Consider the following 16,469-nt stretch of genomic DNA (forward strand, 5'->3'; position numbering starts at 1 on the left):
CACCCAGATACAGCTCACCCACACACCCCACCGGAACCCGACGCAACGCCCCATCCAGCACACGCGCCACCACACCATCCAACGGAACACCGATGGGAACGACTGCGGGCACGGGGTCGCAGCCGGGCAGCGGCTGCATGGTGGCGAAGGTGGTCGTCTCCGTCGGCCCGTATATGTTCGACACGAGGGTGTCGGGGCACAGACGCCGGACCGCATTGAAGCTCGCCGGGTTGGCGGCCTCGCCGCCCGTCATAAGGTGGCGGAGACTGGTGAAGCAGGTCGCGTCCTGCGTTGCATAGAGGTTGAACAGGGCGGAGGTGAGGAAGGCCGAGGTAACGTCGTAGCCCCGCACAACAGCGCCGAACCCGCCGGCGTCGAGGCGCTCCGGACCGGCGACCACCACGGTGCCGCCATTCAGCAGCGGGACCCAGATCTCGTAGGTCACCGCGTCGAACGCGTGCGACGAGTGGAACAGCACCCGGTCGTGGCCCTGCCAGCGAGAGTCCTCGGCCAGCCGGACAATGCTCTGCTGGTCCACGCAGACGCCCTTGGGGCGGCCGGTCGAGCCCGAGGTGAACATGACGTAGGCCAGGCCGCCGGGACGGTCGGACCGATGCAGGACGAGACTCGTGTCGACCTCCGCCGCGTCCGCCCCCGTGTCGGTGGACAGCGCGGTGACTCCTTCCGGAATGCGGCATGCGCTGGAAGCATCGGCGACCGCCAGGGCGGCGCCCGCCTCTGCCGCGATGCGCTGCACCCGCTCCTCGGGATCGTCGGGATGGATCGGGACGTAGGCGCACCCGGCCATGAGGATGGCCGCCATGGCGATGATGACGTCGTTGCCGCGCTCCATTATGATCAGCACCGGCTGCTCCTGGGTGGCGCCCGCTCCCAGGATCCGGTTGCTGAGCGTGGCGGCACGGCGGACCAGCTCCGCGTAGGTCGCGGTGCCCCCGGGGCCGTCAAGGGCCACGGCATCAGGGCGGCGCGACGCCTGCTCGAGCAGGACGTCCACCACCGAGCGCTGAGGCGTCGTGGCGTCCCGACCCTCCCAGCGGTCGAGCCGGGCCAGCTCCTTCGGCGGGAGCAGGTCGAGGTCGTGCACCCGGAGGCGAGGCGACTCCGCCAGGGCGATGGCGCAGGCGCGCAGAGACTCGACGAGCTCATTCATGCGGCTCCGCGTGTAAAGAGCAGTGCTGTACTCCACCGACAGGTGCAGAGAGCCGTCGTCCACCGCGAACTCCAGTACCACGTCGAACAGGGCGCTGGTCCTGGGCAGGGGCAGCGACGACACCTCCAGCCCCGGCAGCTTCAGCTTGCCGGTGTGGGCGTTCTGCAGCACCATCAGGGCCTGCACGATCGGGCTGCGCGACGGATCCCGGTCCGGGCGGACTGCCTCGACGACGAGCTCGAAGGGCAGCTCGTTGTCCAGGGCCCGACGGATACGGGCGTCTGTCTTGGTCAGCAGCTTGCCGAGGCTGTCGTCGTACTCGATCGCAGAACGAACGACGACGGGATTCACGAAGAAGCCGACCACGTCGTCGAGGTCGTGGTGGTCGCGCCCAGCGGATGCCACGCCGACCGCGACGTCGCAAGAGCCTGACGCCGCGGCCAGAGCCAGGTGCGTGGCGGTGGCCAGCAGGGTGAAAAGCGTCATGCCGTGGCGCCGGGCGGCGATGGTGAGCAGGTCCGTTGTCTCCCGACCGAGGTCGACTCGCAGGACGGAGCCGGCGTGGGAGCGGACTGCGGGACGCGGGCGGTCGGTTGGGATGCCCAGCGGGGGGAGGTCCTCCAGCTCGCTGCGCCAGAAGGCCCGGCGCTTCTCAAGAACCTCGGCAGTCCAACGGCCGCCGTCCCACACGGCGTAGTCGGCGTAGTCGATGCGGGCCGCCGAGCGGTCCGCATCGACTGCCGCTGTCGCGCCGCAGGCGTAGGCGCATCCGAGGTCGTGAATGACGATGTCCAGGGACCACCCGTCGCACGCGATGTGATGGGCGCTGAGAACGAGGATGTGCTGATCCTCGTCGAGATGCACCAGGAGCGCGCGGAAGGGGCTGCCGTGCTGAAGATCGAAGGGACGCTCGACCTCCTCGGTCAGCGCGAGCCGCAGATCCTCGTCGCGGCCCGCCTCCGATGGCGTCCTCAGGTCCACCGTTCGCAGCAGGGAAGCGCCTGCGGACGGCTCCGCGATGATCTGGACCGGGCCGTCGTCGGAGTTCGCGTAACAGGTGCGGAGGGCCTCGTGCCTTGACTGGACGGCGGAGAGGGCCCTGCCCAGAGCCTCCACGGACAAAGGCCCGTCCAGCCGGTAGGCCGCGCCCGTGTAGTACTCGGCGCTCATCCGGTCGTGCTGGTACAGGAACCACATCCGACGCTGTGCGGCGGAGAGGGGCAGCGGCGCGCCCCGGTCGACCCGGCGCAGGGCGTGCGCCGTGCTCGCCTCTGCCACTGTCCTGGCAAGAGCCGCGGGTGTCCGGTTCGTGAAGACGCTGCGCCGGCCCAGCACCACGTCGAAGAGTCTCTCCAGACGTGAGACGAGGCGGACGGCCAGGATCGAATCGCCGCCCAGCTGGAAGAAGTCGGCGTCCATGCCTGCGCGCTCGACGCCGAGGAGCTCGGCGAACGCGGCTGCGACGGTCTCCTCAACCTCATTGCGCGGGGCCACGTATTCCGGCTGCGGTGCGACGTCTTCGGGGGACGGCAGCGCCTTACGATCCACTTTCCCGTTCGGCGTGAGTGGAATTTCCGGTAGGGTGACGACGACGGCCGGCACCATGTGCGCGGGCAGATCGGTTGCGAGTCGAGCAAGTATGTCCTCTGATGGGGGAAGGGACGCGCCCTGCTCCGGCACCGCATAGGCCACTAGACGACGCACGGCGCCGTCGTCGCGCACGAGCGCTGCGGCCTGCCCGATACCCGGGATGTCGAGCAGCGCGGACTCGATCTCTCCCAGTTCGATACGGAAGCCTCGGAGCTTGACCTGATCGTCACTGCGGCCGCGGAACTCGAGCTGGCCATCGGGAAGAACCTGGGCGACGTCGCCCGTGCGGTACATGCGACTGCCCGGAGCGCCTCCCGGCTCCGCGACGAAGCGCGAGGCGGTCAGAGCAGGGCGGTTGTGGTAGCCGCGGGCGAGGCCGGGTCCGGAGATGTAGAGCTCCCCCGTGCCGCCGGGGCCCACGGGGCGCAGCTCGTCGTCGAGCACGAGGACGCGGGTGCCTTCAAGCGCGGTTCCGATCGGAGGCGTGCCTGCTCCCGACAGCGCGCCGCTGGCCGTTGCCCACACCGTCGTCTCGGTCGGTCCGTAGGCATTCACCATGCGCCGCCCGCGAGACCAGATGTCGACGATCGGGCCGGGGCAGGCTTCGCCCGCGACGGTTAGACACTCGAGGTCGTCAAGATTCTCCGGCGACAGGCCCGGCAGGACCGCGGGGGGCAGGGTCGCGTGCGTGATACGAGCGTGCTTCAGCGTAGTGACGAGACTGTCTCCCACCATGTCCTCGCGATGTGGAATTACGAGGCAAGCGCCCGTGCCGAGGGCCATGGACATTTCGAACACCGACGCGTCGAAGCTCGGTGAGGCGAATTGCAGCACGCGCGAGGCGGCATTGACCAGCATATGGCGCTGCTGGGCGTCGATCATGGTGGTGAAGCCGGCGTGCGTGACCATCACGCCCTTGGGCCTGCCCGTGGACCCCGATGTGTAGATGACGTAGGCCAGGTCGTGGACCTCGGGCCGCTCGGGCTCGGCCTCCGCCTTGGGCAGGGCGTCCACATCGAGGCGCCGCACGTTCGTTGGAATTCTGCTCTCGGTCTCGGCGTTGACGAGCACAGTCATTGTGCGGGAGTCCCTCACCATATACGCCAGCCGCTCGGCGGGATAGCTCGGGTCAAGCGGCAAGTAGGCGGCGCCGGCGTGCATTACGGCCAGCTGACTCACCACCATTTCGGCGCCGCGCGGCAGACAAATACCGACGATATCGCCTCGACGCACCCCCGCCGCAGCCAGACAGCGCGCGCGACGCACGACCTGTTCCGTCAGCTCCGTGTAGGTGAGTCGCTCGTCCCGCGTCTCGATCGCGACAGAGTCCGGATAGCGCTTAGTCGTGCGGCTCAGAATCTCGCAGTAGGTGAGCGGGGTGTCAGGGGTAAACATATTGAGTCCCTCGTCGGGTTGGGCTTGGAGGTAGAAAAAGGTCAGGGAGTATGAGAAGAAGACGCGGTGACCGGCGGGCTGAAGAAAGAGGATCAGACGTGTGCTGAGCTTAGTCCGGATGTGCGACGCAGGCGACGGCCGTTGTACTCGAGGGCCCCGATTATGGAGCCGTCGTCCGGGTCGGTGTCGAACCGGCCCATGAAATTCATGTTCCCCAGCTTGCCGACCTGCACGCTGAAACGCAGGTCGTCGCAGAGGGCGATGGTGCCGTGAAGGCCGTTCGGCATATTCATCCGGTAGCCCTCGCCCTGGACGGGGAGGACGGTGATGGCGAGGTCGCCATTGGTGTAGTGCCCGCTGATGTCAAGGCCGGCCGGAGCGGGCCCCGGGCGGGCGGCGAGGTCGGGCATCCGGTAGCTGCCGACGTGCAGTCCGAGACTGTCGAGCGCATCGACCAGCTGGGACCACATCACGAGTCCCGTTGTTGAGTTGGTGGTGAGCGCAAGAGCCGTTCCGCCGCTGGGATCGAGCCGCATGTGGCAGGTGCCGCCGTCGAGGGTGCCGTCATGCCCCGCCCAGACGCGGTCGTCACGCCGGTACAGGGCCCATCCGGCGCCCCAGCCGTCCGCCAGGCCGAAGGGCGACGCCCCTGGCACTGGAGACCACATGTGCTTCAGCGTCTTTATATCGGCCACCGGCTCGTCCGCGCGGCGGTCGGACGAGACCATGAACGAGCGGGCGAAGCTCACAAGCGTGGAGGCGCTCGCCGCGAGCCCGCCGGCGGGTGCCATGGTGTGCTCGCAGTAGAAGTCCACCGGGACGGCGGCACCGGAGGAGGAGTCAACGGCGTGACCGGTGACGACCGATGCCTGCTGGGCCCCATCGCGGGGGTCGCCGATGAACGCGAGGTCCAGATCGCACGGATCGAACAAGTAGGACTGCATGGTATCCCACCACGACCGGCCGGCTACGGCCTCAATCACGTACCCGACGAGCGAGTAGCCGCTGTTGGAGTACGAGAAGGTGCTGCCCGGCCGGCTTACAAGGTCTTCGGCGAGTACTGAGGCGGCCTGCTTGCGAAGCGAGGAGTCCGGCGTCTCGGCGCCATCGATATGATCGGCGACCAGGCCCGACGTGTGGCTCAGCAGCTGTCGCAGGGTGATGGCGCCGGCGGTGGCATGGCCGGCCAGGGCTCGGGGGAGGAACCGCGCCACAGGGGCGTCCAGGTCGACGTCGCCGTCCTCGAGCAGCTGCATCACGACTGCTGCCGTTATGACCTTTGACACCGAGCCGAGTGCGAAACGCGAGCGTGATGTCACAGGGGTTCTTCGATGAAGATGCTCCACGCCGGCGACAAGCTCGAGGAGCCTTCCGTCGTGGTAGAGAGTGAACTGTGCGCCAGGCACATGATTGTGAGTGGCAAGCTGATCGAACAGGGCGGGCAGGGCGCGAAGCACCAGGGAATCTCCTTGTCTTTTCAGAATCAACTATGATCCGATACTCTCCGGGCGGCAGCGCCTCTCTAGCGTTCGCGGTTCTTCTTCAGGTAGTCTCCGACCAGGAGCGCGATGCAGACCACCGTGAGCCCGCCGAAGGCCGCACTGACCAGGAAGTTCAGGCCGATGGCCGTCGATAAACCATTCATGATGGCCAAGGTGACGACGAGTGCCCACAGGACTGCCCGGTAGGCACTCATCCCGGCCTTGCGCGTCGGCGCTACAAAGACCTTGTTGCTCGCTTGTTCCTCGGGGCTGTCACTGATCTGGTAGCGGTTAGTCATTACTCACCCTTATCCTGAGCGACGAGTGCAGGGAAGACCGATGCAGGGTACTAGGTTCAGGACCCACGGTGACTCTACTGCCGACTACGCATTCTGTCTAGACCCTGATGCGAAGTTGTAGAAGTTGTATGAGCCGGTGATCGGTGCCGGCGGCGCGCGTGGCGGCCTGGCGGCGGGCGCTACGCGTCAAGGGACGTCGGTCCCGGGGCGTGTCCGGTGCGCCGCTGGACGATCATCGGAGCGCACGAGTCGCCGGCCGCCCATCGCCGGCCGCCGGCGAGTCGGAGCTCGGAGGCGGGCGGCCCTTCGCCGCCCATCGCCCTTGACCTCGCCCCGGCCGGCCTGCCCGAATGGCGCCCCTCAGGCGGCTGCCTGCGGGCGGGAGGGTCCGGCAGTCCCGGAGAGCCCGGCGAGCTCGTCGTCGTCGGCGTTGCCTCCGGTGCACACGACGGCGCAGGGGCCGCCGCACTCGGAGCCGGGACCGGAGCCGGGCGCGGAGTCGGCCATGAGCCCGGCCAGGCCCGCGGCCCCGGCTCCCTCTGCCAGGGTGTGGGCGTGGGTGCACATGAGCCGCACGGCCTCCAGGATGTCGGCGTCGTCAACCAGGATGAAGTCGTCCAGGCCGTGGCGCAGGACCGACTGGGTCAGCGCGAAACTCGTCCCCACCGCCAGGCCCGCGACCCGCGTACGGCTGGGGACGCTCGCGCTCTGTCCGGTCCGCCAGGCGCGGTGCGCAGCCGACGCGGCGGCGGACTGCACTCCGACGATCCGGCAGCCGGGCGCCACGGCGTCGCGCACCAGGCACGCCCCCGCCGCCCCGGACCCGGAGCCGACCGGCACGTAGACGGCCTTCAGGTCGCGGTGGCGGCGGAAGAGTTCCAGGTAGACGGTGGCGTGCCCGAGCACGATCGCCGGCTCGTCGCCAGGGGAGACCAGGCGCATCCCCTCCGCGGCGGCGAGGCGCCCCGCGTGGGCGAGCGAGTCGCACATGGTGTCGCCCTCGACGACCACCCGGGCGCCCAGGGCGCGGACGGCGGCGATCTTGCGGGCCGGGGCGCCGTCGGGCACGACGACGGTCACCGGCGCCCCCCGGCGCGCCCCCGCCCAGGCCAGGGACTGGGCGTGGTTGCCCGTGGAGGCGGTGACCACGCCGCGGCGCCGCTCCTCCTGGCTCAGGGCCGCCATGAGCGCCACCCCGCCGCGCACCTTGAAGGCCCCGGTCGGCTGGACGTTCTCGTGCTTGACGACGACGTCGGCCCCGGTTGCCGCGTTGAGCAGCGAGTAGGACCAGGCGGGGGTCTCGGGCAGGACCGCCGAGATGATCTCCAGGGTGCGCACGACGGCGTCGAAGTCGAGGCCGTCCGGGCCGGAGGCGGGGGTCGTGGGTGCGGCAGGCGCAGTAGGCGCAGCGGGCGCGGCAGAAGCAGTCATGCCACCATGCTCGCCGCCACCCGCCTATCGGTCCAATGAATGTTTTTCTCAATACTCATCGATTTGAGGCATACTAGGTGTCGTGATCGATGTACAGCAGCTGCGGGCCCTGGTCGAGCTCTCCCGCCGCGGGACCGTCTCGGCCGCCGCCAAGGCCCTGGGCTACAGCCAGTCCACCGTCTCCCACCAGCTCGCCGCCCTGTCGCGGGCCACCGGCGCCGTCCTGCTGACCCGGGCGGGGCGCGGCGTGCGCCTGACCGAGGAGGGGCGGGCGCTGGCCGCCCGCGGCCAGGAGGTGGTCGACCTGCTGGAGCGCACAGAGCGCGAGGCGGTGGCCATGGCCCGAGCGGAGGCGGGGCGCATCCGCCTGGCCGCTTTCCCGTCGGCGGTGGCCTCCCTGGTCCCGGACGTCCTCGACGTCGTCTCCCGCCGCCGCCCGGGCCTGGAGGTCGAGCTCGTCGACGCCGAGCCGCCCGAGGCCCTGGACGCCCTGCGCCGCGGGCGGGTGGACGCCGCCCTGTCCTTCTCCTACATCGACGACGACGCCGGCCCGGGGCTCCAGGCGGTCCGCCTGCTCGACGACGTCCTCTACCTCATCACCGACGCCCGTGGCATTACGGGCATCGCGGACATCAGCGAGGGCGCGCGGTGCCGCTGGGTGACCGGCTGCGCGCGCTGCCACGAGGAGCTGATCGCCGTGGGGCGGGCCAACGGGTTCACGCCCGAGGCCGCCTACGCCAGCGACGACTACGTGGCCGTCCAGGCCCTGGTGGCCGCCGGCGTGGGGGCGGCGCTGCTGCCCGGGATGGCGCTGAGCGCCTACCGGCACCCGGCGGTGGAGGTGCGCCCGCTGGCCCGCGAGCACCGCCGGGTCGAGATCGTCACGCGGGCGGAGCGGCCGCGCCCCGCCGTCATCGACGTGCTTGTCGAAGCCTGCCGCACGGCCGCGCAGCGGGCGGACATCTCCCGGCCCGCGGTGCGGACCCTCGCAGTGGCGCCCTGCGGCTGATTCCGCGGGGCTGGCTCTCCTCTTCCCGCTTGCTCCGAACAGCGGCGCACCACGATCCGGTGCCTGGTCGCACGAGCCCGCACCATGGGCAGATCGACCACCTAACGGCGCATGGTCCCGACGTCGCGGATCCTTTCCAGGAGGCCGCCGCAGCCGGCGTACATCCCCGGGATGTGTCACCGCCTCGTCGGGGACCGACCTGCAGCACAGTCACCGCTCTGATACCCCGCCCGGCCCTGGGGCGCCGGACACAGGGCAAGGCCCGGGAGGAGCACCGAGGAACAAGACGAACAGCCTGAAGCACAACCTTCAAAGCAGTCCGCAACACACCCGGCAGTCCACTCTGCCGGTCCCTGCCCCGCCGCCCCGCAAGGCGGCCGCCCTCGCCGGGCCGGGTGACCGCCGCTCAGGCCATCGCATTCAGGTGCGCCGCTCGGCGGCTCGATACCGTCATTCATCCGCTTGAACAGCATTGGGCCTAAAGGCCTATTGACGATTCGGCTTGCCCTTCATAAACTTGCAGCGTTGCAGGCCGCTCGCTTCCTGAGTTTCCCCTGAGTCGCACGGGCCTGCCTTGGTGCGGCATTATTATTGAGGTGATCCCACAATGGACAATGTCGTCTACCCAGAGTTCCACCAGAAGGATCCCTACTTTTATCGACGATCCAGAGGCGCTCGTTGACGAGCCCCTTGGCGCTGTCCCGCCTCCTGCGGGCTGATTCGCCAGCGCTGCGGGAGAGCGGTGGCATATGTGCTCGTTGCCGAGGTCTGCTGCGCTATTTTGTGGCAGGGGCCGGGCGCGCAGGCGCCGAGTCATTGATGGCATTCAAGCGATTCATCCGGGGTGGGCAGAAGAGAAATGGGCGGGAGCGGCTGCGGTCCCCACTCACAAAGGTGAGGCCCGGGCCGGGTTGGCACAGTGATAGCGGTATACTCCATCGCCGCCCCTCCTAAGGCCTCGCATCGTGGCATGAGAACGATCGGACCATCATCGGCGGCGACGGCTTCGGGCCCATAATGCAGTTGCGCTGACTTCGGGCTCGTGCAACTGACTCAACGGCGGGCGCGGAGAGTGCTTAGAGTGCTTCTTGAGTTATTCTTAATGTTTATAGAGACTCGAAGGGAGGCGAAAAAATATGGTTGAGATGCTGGATACTCTGCTGCTGGACGACAAGGACGACAAGGTCGTTGAGCTTGCAGACAGCGATGATCTTGGTTGGTTTATGGTCGGCAGTAACTGGGTTGTTGCCGGATGGTGAGGACGGCCCGCTCGGTTGCGGGTCAGCCGAACGGTTGGAAGCCGTTCTGCATGCACGCGCACCCGAGTGAGCCTCTCGCCCGAGCGAGTTTGACCGACGAAAATGAGTGCCCATGAAGCAGGTAATTATTGCGCCGCACATGCGATGCAATGCTCGATGTGCGCATTGCTGTGTTTCCTCGTCGCCTTCGGACGGAAGAAGACTGACTGACGAGACGGTGAATCGTCTTGTGGACGAGACGATTGACTCTGAAGACATCGAGGTGATTTCATTCACTGGCGGCGAGGCTCTCCTTCGGCGCGCCTTTATGCTCGATCTGATTGCCAGAGTGTCTCGAGCGGGAAAAGTAATGACTCTCGTGTTGAATGCATTTTGGGCGATCACCCCCAAAATAGCCGTAATCAGACTTCGGGAGCTGGCGGACGCCGGGCTGTCAAAACTGACGATCAGTGCAGACGAGTTTCACCTCCCCTATATTAAGATAGGGCGCGTGAAGAATGTGCTCATGGCGCGTCATGAAGTGCCGTCTATTCGCATGGCAATTAATATGTGCGAGTCGCGCTCGAACTCATCCGATGGCATACTTGCCGAATTGAAGGAACTGTTGGAAGGCGTTCAGGTCACTCGCTCCTCCGTGTCGCCCGTCGGTTCTGCGGCGGCACTCCCGGATGATGAGATAGTTTACCGCAGGTATTCTGACGATAAAGGCTTGAGGTGCCCCGGTCAGGTTCTACTATTCTCCAGCGACGACCGAGCGTATCCGTGCTGCTCGACCGGTGTGATGAATAGCGCTCTGTCTATCGGAGCCGCATCCGATCTCAGTATCGACGAGGGGAGTCGGAGGATTGAGAACAACCTGATATTCAGAATCATGACACGAGAAGGTCTCGGTTGGTTCGTTGATCGTCTTGGCTCAGCCGGGGTCGAGCGATTTCAAAAACCATTTCGGTCGTCGACTCCTGCCACTTGTGCTGCGAGATATTCTCAAATTCCGAGCATCTTCGCATGCTCCGCCCGGAGTTTGAGCGGTATCGCGCAAACTATGAAGAGGAAGTGATGGCGAGAGCTGGGGCCGGACGATGAGTGGCAAGCGGTACGTCGACGGTTCGTGCGAGATCGTCTGTTTCGGCAGGCGCGCAACGGTTCATGATCGTCGGTTCGACCGGTACTACTCTGTTGGGGCCGAGGAGCTCGCCGAGCAGAGTATTCCGTGGAGGTCGGTGGCACCTGCTGTTCCAAATTGGGCACTTGGTTTGTTCTTCGTGTCGTTGGGCGTATTCGTGTGCATGGATGCGACGTGGTTCTTCCGACAACCGCGCGTGCGGCCTGATCTTGGCTCGTCGATCGCCATGCTCGCATTCATCATTGCCAATCTCGCAGTTCACGAAGCCGCTCACATCGGGGCGATGAGGGTGTGCGGGAGAAAACCGAGCCGCGTGGGACTCAAGTTGAACTACTACGTGCTGCCCGCCGTCTATGTGCGAATGAATCAAGTGCTTTTGCTGAGTCCTGCGGAACGAGTCTTCTGTCACACGGCAGGAATCTGGATAAATGCTGCGACCGCCCTGTGGTTCGTATTTTATTGCCCGACGGGGCCGGGAGGGGATGTGCGGCGCTACATAGGATGCTCATTTATATTGATGATCATGTTGAATCTCATGCCGATATTGAATTCGGACGGACAGAAGGCCTTGATGGTCATTATTGACCATCCGGAGGCCAGGCGCAGAGTAGACTTTGATCGTGTCGCTGTGGCTGTGAAAGTGATCTCGATCTGCTTTCTGGTGATTTTGTTCGCCCGACTGCTTTTTCCTAGGAGGTAGGACAGATGGTTGATAGCCCTGTCGTGTCGTTCAGGTCGATGAGTGTTCGTTACGGGCGATTCGAGGCGATTCGACGTCTGAGCTTCGACCTGCTGGCGGACTTCGGAGTCGTCGGTCTGTTCGGGCCTAATGGGGCCGGAAAGACGACGACTATGAGAGTGCTCTGCGGAGACATCAACAGGTACGAGGGTGAGGCGGTGGTTCCGAGCCGGAAAGACATCGCCTATCTGCCAGATAAGCCCTTCCTCTACCGGTGGTTGTCGGTTGAGCAGGCCATGATGCTGTTCGCCAGTCGCCACGCCGACTTCAGGAAGGCGGTGTTTGAGCACTTCCTGGAAGGGTCAAATGTTACCATGAGGAGACGCGTAGGCGAGTTGTCCAAGGGGATGTTGGAGCGGCTGCATCTGGCGCTGATCATGGCGAGGGCTCCTCGCATCTATGTTCTTGATGAGCCGCTGGCGGGGGTGGACCCGTTGACTCGTGACAGGCTCCTGGAGATAATCAGGGTCTCGCGCTCCGATGGAGCGCCGGTTCTCTTGAGCACCCATCTTATTCAGGGCGTTGAACGGATATTTGACAGGGTGATGATGATCTCGGACGGGCGGTTGCTCGCCCTGGGCACAGTGGAGGAGGTCCGCCGGCAGGGCGATGGCGATCTCGAGCAGGCATACAAGAGGGTGGTGAGCAGTTATGAGTGACTGGCGGTTGGCTGTGCTTCGGCACGGCAGGGTCCTAGCGCCTCTTGTGGGCGCATCCTGCATCCTGGTGGTGGTGAGGCTCTTCTCCGATCACCTGGCTGCGAAGCAGGTTCACGGAATCGGGGTGATGCTGCTGATGGTTGCCATGACCGTGTACGCGCTGGACTATGTGGTCGGGGTGATCGGTCTCGGTAACGACCGGCTGCTCCTTTTGTCCCCAACCTCTCGGTTCCGCACACTCTTAATGTCCTGCACAGTCATGTCGGGGTACCTGGTTGCCGGGTACGTGGTGACCAGTATCCCCGCGTGGCACGAGACGACTCGCGGTTGGCCGTCGGTGCTCCTCGAGGGAGCTGGCTACCTGACGTCCCTGTTCGTCGGGTTCGGCATGGTGTCAGCCTTGACGTACTCGGCAAAGCTTGTTCGCGGCAGGGGCGCCATGCGTATCGTTTGCTGGGCGTCAGTCACGGCGCTGCAGGCGGTGCTGTCCGGCATGTGCGCAGTGATGCTCGTACGACATTTCGGTGTGGAGAGCTGGATCATCGGTGCCGGGAGTGACGCCGATGTCGTCAACGTCTTCTCCGGACTCATCCCCATCTCGGCTCTGGGCGTTCATGACCCGGAACGGCTCTGCTGGCCCTTCATCGCCACGAATATAGTTTTCGGGCTCGTCCTCTGGACCGCTGCCAGGTTCCAAGCGGGCCGTGGCGTGAATTACATCGAACTGTGACAGACCGGCAGAGGGCCGTGTACGGCGGCAGCGCGGACCGGCGCGGACGATACCGAAGCCCGTCACAAGCGCAGCGGGTTTGCGCGTGAGGCCAGAGGTCGGCGCTGCTCTCGAATTCTCATCGGATGGGTGAGGGAGACGTCTCCTATCTTGTATGTCAAGCGGCGATGAGCGGTTGGTGGGTGGGTTGTGGGTGTCGGGGGGGGGCGGTGCTGCGGTTCGGAGAGCCGGCTGTCCACCGATCGGTGGACAGCCGGGTGATCCGACCGGTTGCTACCGGTGCCGCAGCCCGTCCCCGAATATTGAGACCCATGGCATATCCCCCTGCGATCCAGGTCAGAGGCCTCACCAAGTCCTACGGCGACAAGCACGTCCTGACGGGCCTAGACCTCGACGTCCCCACCGGCACCGTCCTGGCCCTCCTAGGGCCCAACGGCGCGGGCGAGACCACCACCGTCGAGATCTTCCAGGGCCTGCGCCGCCGCGTTGCTGGCTCCGTGTCCGTCCTGGGGGAGGACCCGCAGAACGGCTCGCGCTCCTGGCGGGCCCGCATCGGCGTCGTCTCCCAGTCCTCTAAGGACATGGAGAAGCTGTCCGTCACCGAGGCCGTCACCCATGTCTCCCGCTTTTTCTCCGCACCCGCCGACGTCGCCGTCACCATTGAGCAGGTCGGCCTGGACGACGACGCCCGCACCCGCGTCTCGCGCCTGTCCGTGGGCCGGCGCCGCCGCCTCGACGTCGGCATGGCCATCGTCGGCCGCCCCGCCCTGCTCTTCCTGGACGAGCCCGCCACGGGCTTCGACCCCGAGACGTGCCGCGAGCTCTGGAGCCTGGTGAAGAGCCTGCGCGCCGACGGCACCACCGTGCTGCTGACCACCCACTACCTCGACCTCGTCTCCCGCTACCACACCGTCTGAGCGCAGCCCGCCGAGCCCGAAGGACCTTTCCATGACGACCACCAATCCGCCATCCCCCGCCGCGCCGACCGGCGCCAGGCACCCGCTCGCCGCACATCGCCCGCAGCGGCCCGGCTCCGGTCCCGCCATTGCCGCCGCCCTGAGTCGCTCCAGCCTGACCGCCTTCGTGCGCGAGCCGGTCGCCTTCATCATGACCATCTTCTACCCGCTGCTCATGCTGCTCATCTTCGGCGCCGTCTTCAGGAACGACGTCGTCCCCGGCGTCAGCTACGCCGACTACATGCTGCCGGCCATGATCAGCACCGGAACCATCATGTGCTGCCTGCTGACCCTGGCCATCGCGGTGGCCGGCGAGCGGGAGAGCGGCGAGCTCAGGCGCCTGGCCGTCCTGCCCGCCCCCACCTGGGCCTACGTGGCGGGCAAGTGCGTCTACAACACCATTCTCGCCGTGATCAGCGCCCTCCTCCTGCTGGTTGCCGGCCGCCTCGCCCTGGGCGCCTCTCTGCCCGCCGACGGGCGGTCCTGGGGGCTGTTCATCGGCGGCCTGGTCCTCACGGTGGCCGCCTACACGCCCCTGGGCCTGGCCCTCGGCCGCCTGTCCCCCTCCCCGGGTGCCGCCGTCGGCGCGCTGCTGCTGGCGATCATGCTCTTCCAGTTCGTCTCCGGTCTCCTCCTGCCGCTGTCCATGCTGCCCACCTGGATGGTCCACGGCTTCTCGGTCTTCCCGGTGCGCTGGTCGGCCGGGCTCATGCGCCAGGCCTTCCTGCCCGACTTCTTCGCCGCCACCGACCCGACCGGCAGCTGGGAGACCGGTAAGGGCCTGGCCGTTATCGGCGCCTGGATCGTGGGCGGTGTGGTGCTCGCCTTCATCGTCGCCCGCCGCGATCCGGTGGATTGGTGACCGACGAGACGGCGGCGCCCTCCCCTCGCCCGTCCGGGGAGACGCTCGCCGGGTTCGTGCTCCGGGGCTTCCGCGGCACCAGGGGACTCAAGGGCGTGCACCCGCCCCTTGACAGGCTCGGCCTGCCCGGATGGGCGTGGCGCGCCCTGGCCTGGGCGCTGGCGGCTGGCACCCTGGCGCTGCTGACCCGCACCAGCTGGGCCTGCGGCCTGTTCTTCGTCGTCCTTCCGCTGCTGTGGCTGGTCCACCGCAGGCTGTGGGCGGCGGTGCTGGCCCATGTCGTCTTCGGCGCAGGTCTGGCGGCGGTCCTCCTCGTCAGGGGCGTGGAGGGCTGGTGGCTGTCCGCCGCGGTGATGACCCTCGTGAACCTCGTCAGCGGGACGTGGGTGACCTGGGTCCAGATCGCCCGCTACGACGCCGTTGTGGCGCTTGCGGACAGGGAGAGGGTGCTCTCGGCGCTGGCTCGCGCCCGCGACGAGCTCGCCGCCGCCGAGCGAGCCGCCGGGATCGCGGCCGAGCACAAGCGCTGGGCCCGCGAGGTTCACGACACCCTGGCGCAGGGATTCATCTCCGTCATCGCCATTGCGCAGGCCGCCCGCGGCGCGATCGACGACGGCGAGGCCGCGGCGGTCGGCCCCCGTCTGGCCCAGCTGGAGGCGATCGCCCGGGACAATCTCGCCGAGGCCCGCGCACTTACCGCGGGCGAGGGGCCGAGCGCCCTGCGGGACGGTGACCTCGCCCAGGCGCTGCGGCGCCTCGTGGACGCCCAGCGCGAGCGGGGGCTGAGCGCGGTCCTCGACCTGAGCCTGTCCGCGGAGCCGTCGCCGGCCGCGCAGGTCGCGGTCCTGCGCATCGTCCAGGAGGGGCTGAGCAATGTGGCCCGTCACGCCCGGGCTGAGCGCGTCGAGGTCGCCGTCTGGGCGGAGGCCGTCGGCCTGGGCCGCGAGCTCGTCGTCACTTCGTCGTCACTGTCGTCGACGACGGCGTCGGCACCCGGGTCTGCCCGGAGAGGACGGGGATCATCGGCATGCGCTCGCGCGTGGAGGCCCTGGGCGGGACGCTCACGGTCGATCCGCTCCACCCGTCTGACGGGCGGGGTCGTGTCGGAACCGTGATCGAGGTCAGGATGCCTCTGTGCGCACTGCTGCCCTCTCTCCGACGTCCTCGACCGATCTCGGCCCGCGTCGGGTCCGCCTCCTGGTGGTGGACGACCATCCGGTGGTGCGCTCCGGGATCGCCGGCATGCTCTCCTCCGAGGCGGACCTCGTGGTGGTGGGGGAGGCCGCCGACGGGGAGCAGGCCGTCGCGCTCGTCGCCGAACTCGCCCCCGACGTCGTCCTCATGGACCTACGCATGTCCGGCGTCGACGGTGTGGAGGCCGCGCGCCGGATCGCCTCTGGGGCGGGCACGGCGCACGGCGGGGCTGGGGCGGGCACGGCGCACGGCGGGGCTGGGGCGGGCACGGCGCACAGCGGGGCTGGGGCGGGCACGGCGCACAGCGGGGCTGGGGCGGGCACGGCGCACAGCGGGGCTGGGGCGGGCACGGCGCACAGCACCGCCGCCACTGCCAGCCCCCGGGTGGTGGTCCTCACCACCTATGACACCGACGGCGACATTCTGCGCGCCGTCGAGGCCGGCGCCATCGGCTACCTGCTGAAGGACTTGGCGCGCGAGGACATCCTTGCGGCCGTGCGTGCCGCCGCCGTGGGGCGCAGCGCGATGAGCCCGACCGTGGCGACGCGCCTTCTGGGGGCCGCGCGCGGCG

14 protein-coding genes are annotated in these 16,469 nt (G+C 67.4%); 10 read left to right on the top strand and 4 right to left on the bottom strand.

What is annotated here, in order from left to right:
• The 4 genes from O145_RS14080 to O145_RS14095 form a co-directional block, all read right to left on the bottom strand.
• Positions 1–4,156: non-ribosomal peptide synthetase (locus O145_RS14080; RefSeq protein WP_156966800.1), on the bottom strand; the 4,156-nt coding region annotated here is incomplete at its 3' end.
• A 92-nt stretch (positions 4,157–4,248) separates the two neighbouring features.
• The gene (locus O145_RS14085) at positions 4,249–5,613 is read right to left on the bottom strand and encodes a serine hydrolase domain-containing protein (protein ID WP_052375217.1); all 1,365 of its coding nucleotides are present in this window, start codon (positions 5,611–5,613) and stop codon (positions 4,249–4,251) included.
• Positions 5,614–5,678: 65 nt separating this feature from the next.
• Positions 5,679–5,936 (bottom strand): hypothetical protein, encoded by a 258-nt coding sequence (locus tag O145_RS14090; protein ID WP_043564110.1) that lies wholly within the window; start codon positions 5,934–5,936, stop codon positions 5,679–5,681.
• Positions 5,937–6,296: 360 nt separating this feature from the next.
• Positions 6,297–7,367: a threonine ammonia-lyase gene (locus O145_RS14095; RefSeq protein ID WP_084682651.1), complete on the bottom strand. Its 1,071-nt coding sequence runs from the start codon at positions 7,365–7,367 to the stop codon at positions 6,297–6,299.
• An 82-nt stretch (positions 7,368–7,449) separates the two neighbouring features.
• On the opposite strand from O145_RS14095, the gene O145_RS14100 reads away from it, so the two are divergent.
• From O145_RS14100 to O145_RS14135, 10 genes are all read left to right on the top strand, one after another.
• Positions 7,450–8,376 carry a LysR family transcriptional regulator gene (locus O145_RS14100; protein ID WP_043564115.1) on the top strand — a complete coding sequence of 309 codons (927 nt, stop codon included), beginning with the start codon at positions 7,450–7,452 and terminating at the stop codon, positions 8,374–8,376.
• A 1,136-nt stretch (positions 8,377–9,512) separates the two neighbouring features.
• Positions 9,513–9,635: a hypothetical protein gene (locus O145_RS19665; protein WP_267489941.1), complete on the top strand. Its 123-nt coding sequence runs from the start codon at positions 9,513–9,515 to the stop codon at positions 9,633–9,635.
• 112 nt (positions 9,636–9,747) lie between these two features.
• Positions 9,748–10,692, top strand: a complete 945-nt coding sequence (locus tag O145_RS17685; RefSeq protein WP_084682652.1) for a radical SAM protein — start codon at positions 9,748–9,750, stop codon at positions 10,690–10,692.
• 22 nt (positions 10,693–10,714) lie between these two features.
• A complete protein-coding gene (locus O145_RS18475) occupies positions 10,715–11,458 on the top strand; it encodes a hypothetical protein (protein ID WP_156966801.1) in 744 nt (247 codons plus the stop codon).
• 5 nt (positions 11,459–11,463) lie between these two features.
• On the top strand, positions 11,464–12,156 hold the full coding sequence (locus tag O145_RS14110) for an ABC transporter ATP-binding protein (RefSeq protein ID WP_043564120.1): 693 nt from the start codon (positions 11,464–11,466) through the stop codon (positions 12,154–12,156).
• Between the two features lie 73 nt (positions 12,157–12,229).
• Entirely contained in the window at positions 12,230–12,886 is a 657-nt protein-coding gene (locus O145_RS14115; protein ID WP_156966802.1) for a hypothetical protein, read from the top strand.
• 311 nt (positions 12,887–13,197) lie between these two features.
• Positions 13,198–13,803: an ABC transporter ATP-binding protein gene (locus tag O145_RS14120; RefSeq protein WP_229118596.1), complete on the top strand. Its 606-nt coding sequence runs from the start codon at positions 13,198–13,200 to the stop codon at positions 13,801–13,803.
• A 31-nt stretch (positions 13,804–13,834) separates the two neighbouring features.
• Entirely contained in the window at positions 13,835–14,704 is an 870-nt protein-coding gene (locus O145_RS14125; RefSeq protein WP_043564124.1) for an ABC transporter permease, read from the top strand.
• Positions 14,701–15,819: a sensor histidine kinase gene (locus O145_RS14130; RefSeq protein WP_229118597.1), complete on the top strand. Its 1,119-nt coding sequence runs from the start codon at positions 14,701–14,703 to the stop codon at positions 15,817–15,819. Before O145_RS14125 ends, O145_RS14130 begins: the two co-directional genes overlap by 4 nt.
• A 19-nt stretch (positions 15,820–15,838) precedes the next feature.
• Positions 15,839–16,469: response regulator (locus O145_RS14135; protein ID WP_458859324.1), on the top strand; the 631-nt coding region annotated here is incomplete at its 3' end.

Origin of the sequence: Actinomyces israelii DSM 43320, from assembly GCF_000711965.1 — a bacterium.
In the GTDB taxonomy this organism is placed as follows: Bacteria; Actinomycetota; Actinomycetes; order Actinomycetales; family Actinomycetaceae; genus Actinomyces; species Actinomyces israelii.

Coding starts and splice junctions, on each gene's coding strand:
- O145_RS14090 (WP_043564110.1), bottom strand. CDS start 5,936: ATGACTAACCGCTACCAGATCAGTGACAGCCCCGAGGAACAAGCGAGC.
- O145_RS14095 (WP_084682651.1), bottom strand. CDS start 7,367: ATGACTGCTTCTGCCGCGCCCGCTGCGCCTACTGCGCCTGCCGCACCC.
- O145_RS19665 (WP_267489941.1), top strand. CDS start 9,513: ATGGTTGAGATGCTGGATACTCTGCTGCTGGACGACAAGGACGACAAG.
- O145_RS17685 (WP_084682652.1), top strand. CDS start 9,748: ATGAAGCAGGTAATTATTGCGCCGCACATGCGATGCAATGCTCGATGT.
- O145_RS18475 (WP_156966801.1), top strand. CDS start 10,715: ATGAGTGGCAAGCGGTACGTCGACGGTTCGTGCGAGATCGTCTGTTTC.
- O145_RS14110 (WP_043564120.1), top strand. CDS start 11,464: ATGGTTGATAGCCCTGTCGTGTCGTTCAGGTCGATGAGTGTTCGTTAC.
- O145_RS14120 (WP_229118596.1), top strand. CDS start 13,198: ATGGCATATCCCCCTGCGATCCAGGTCAGAGGCCTCACCAAGTCCTAC.
- O145_RS14125 (WP_043564124.1), top strand. CDS start 13,835: ATGACGACCACCAATCCGCCATCCCCCGCCGCGCCGACCGGCGCCAGG.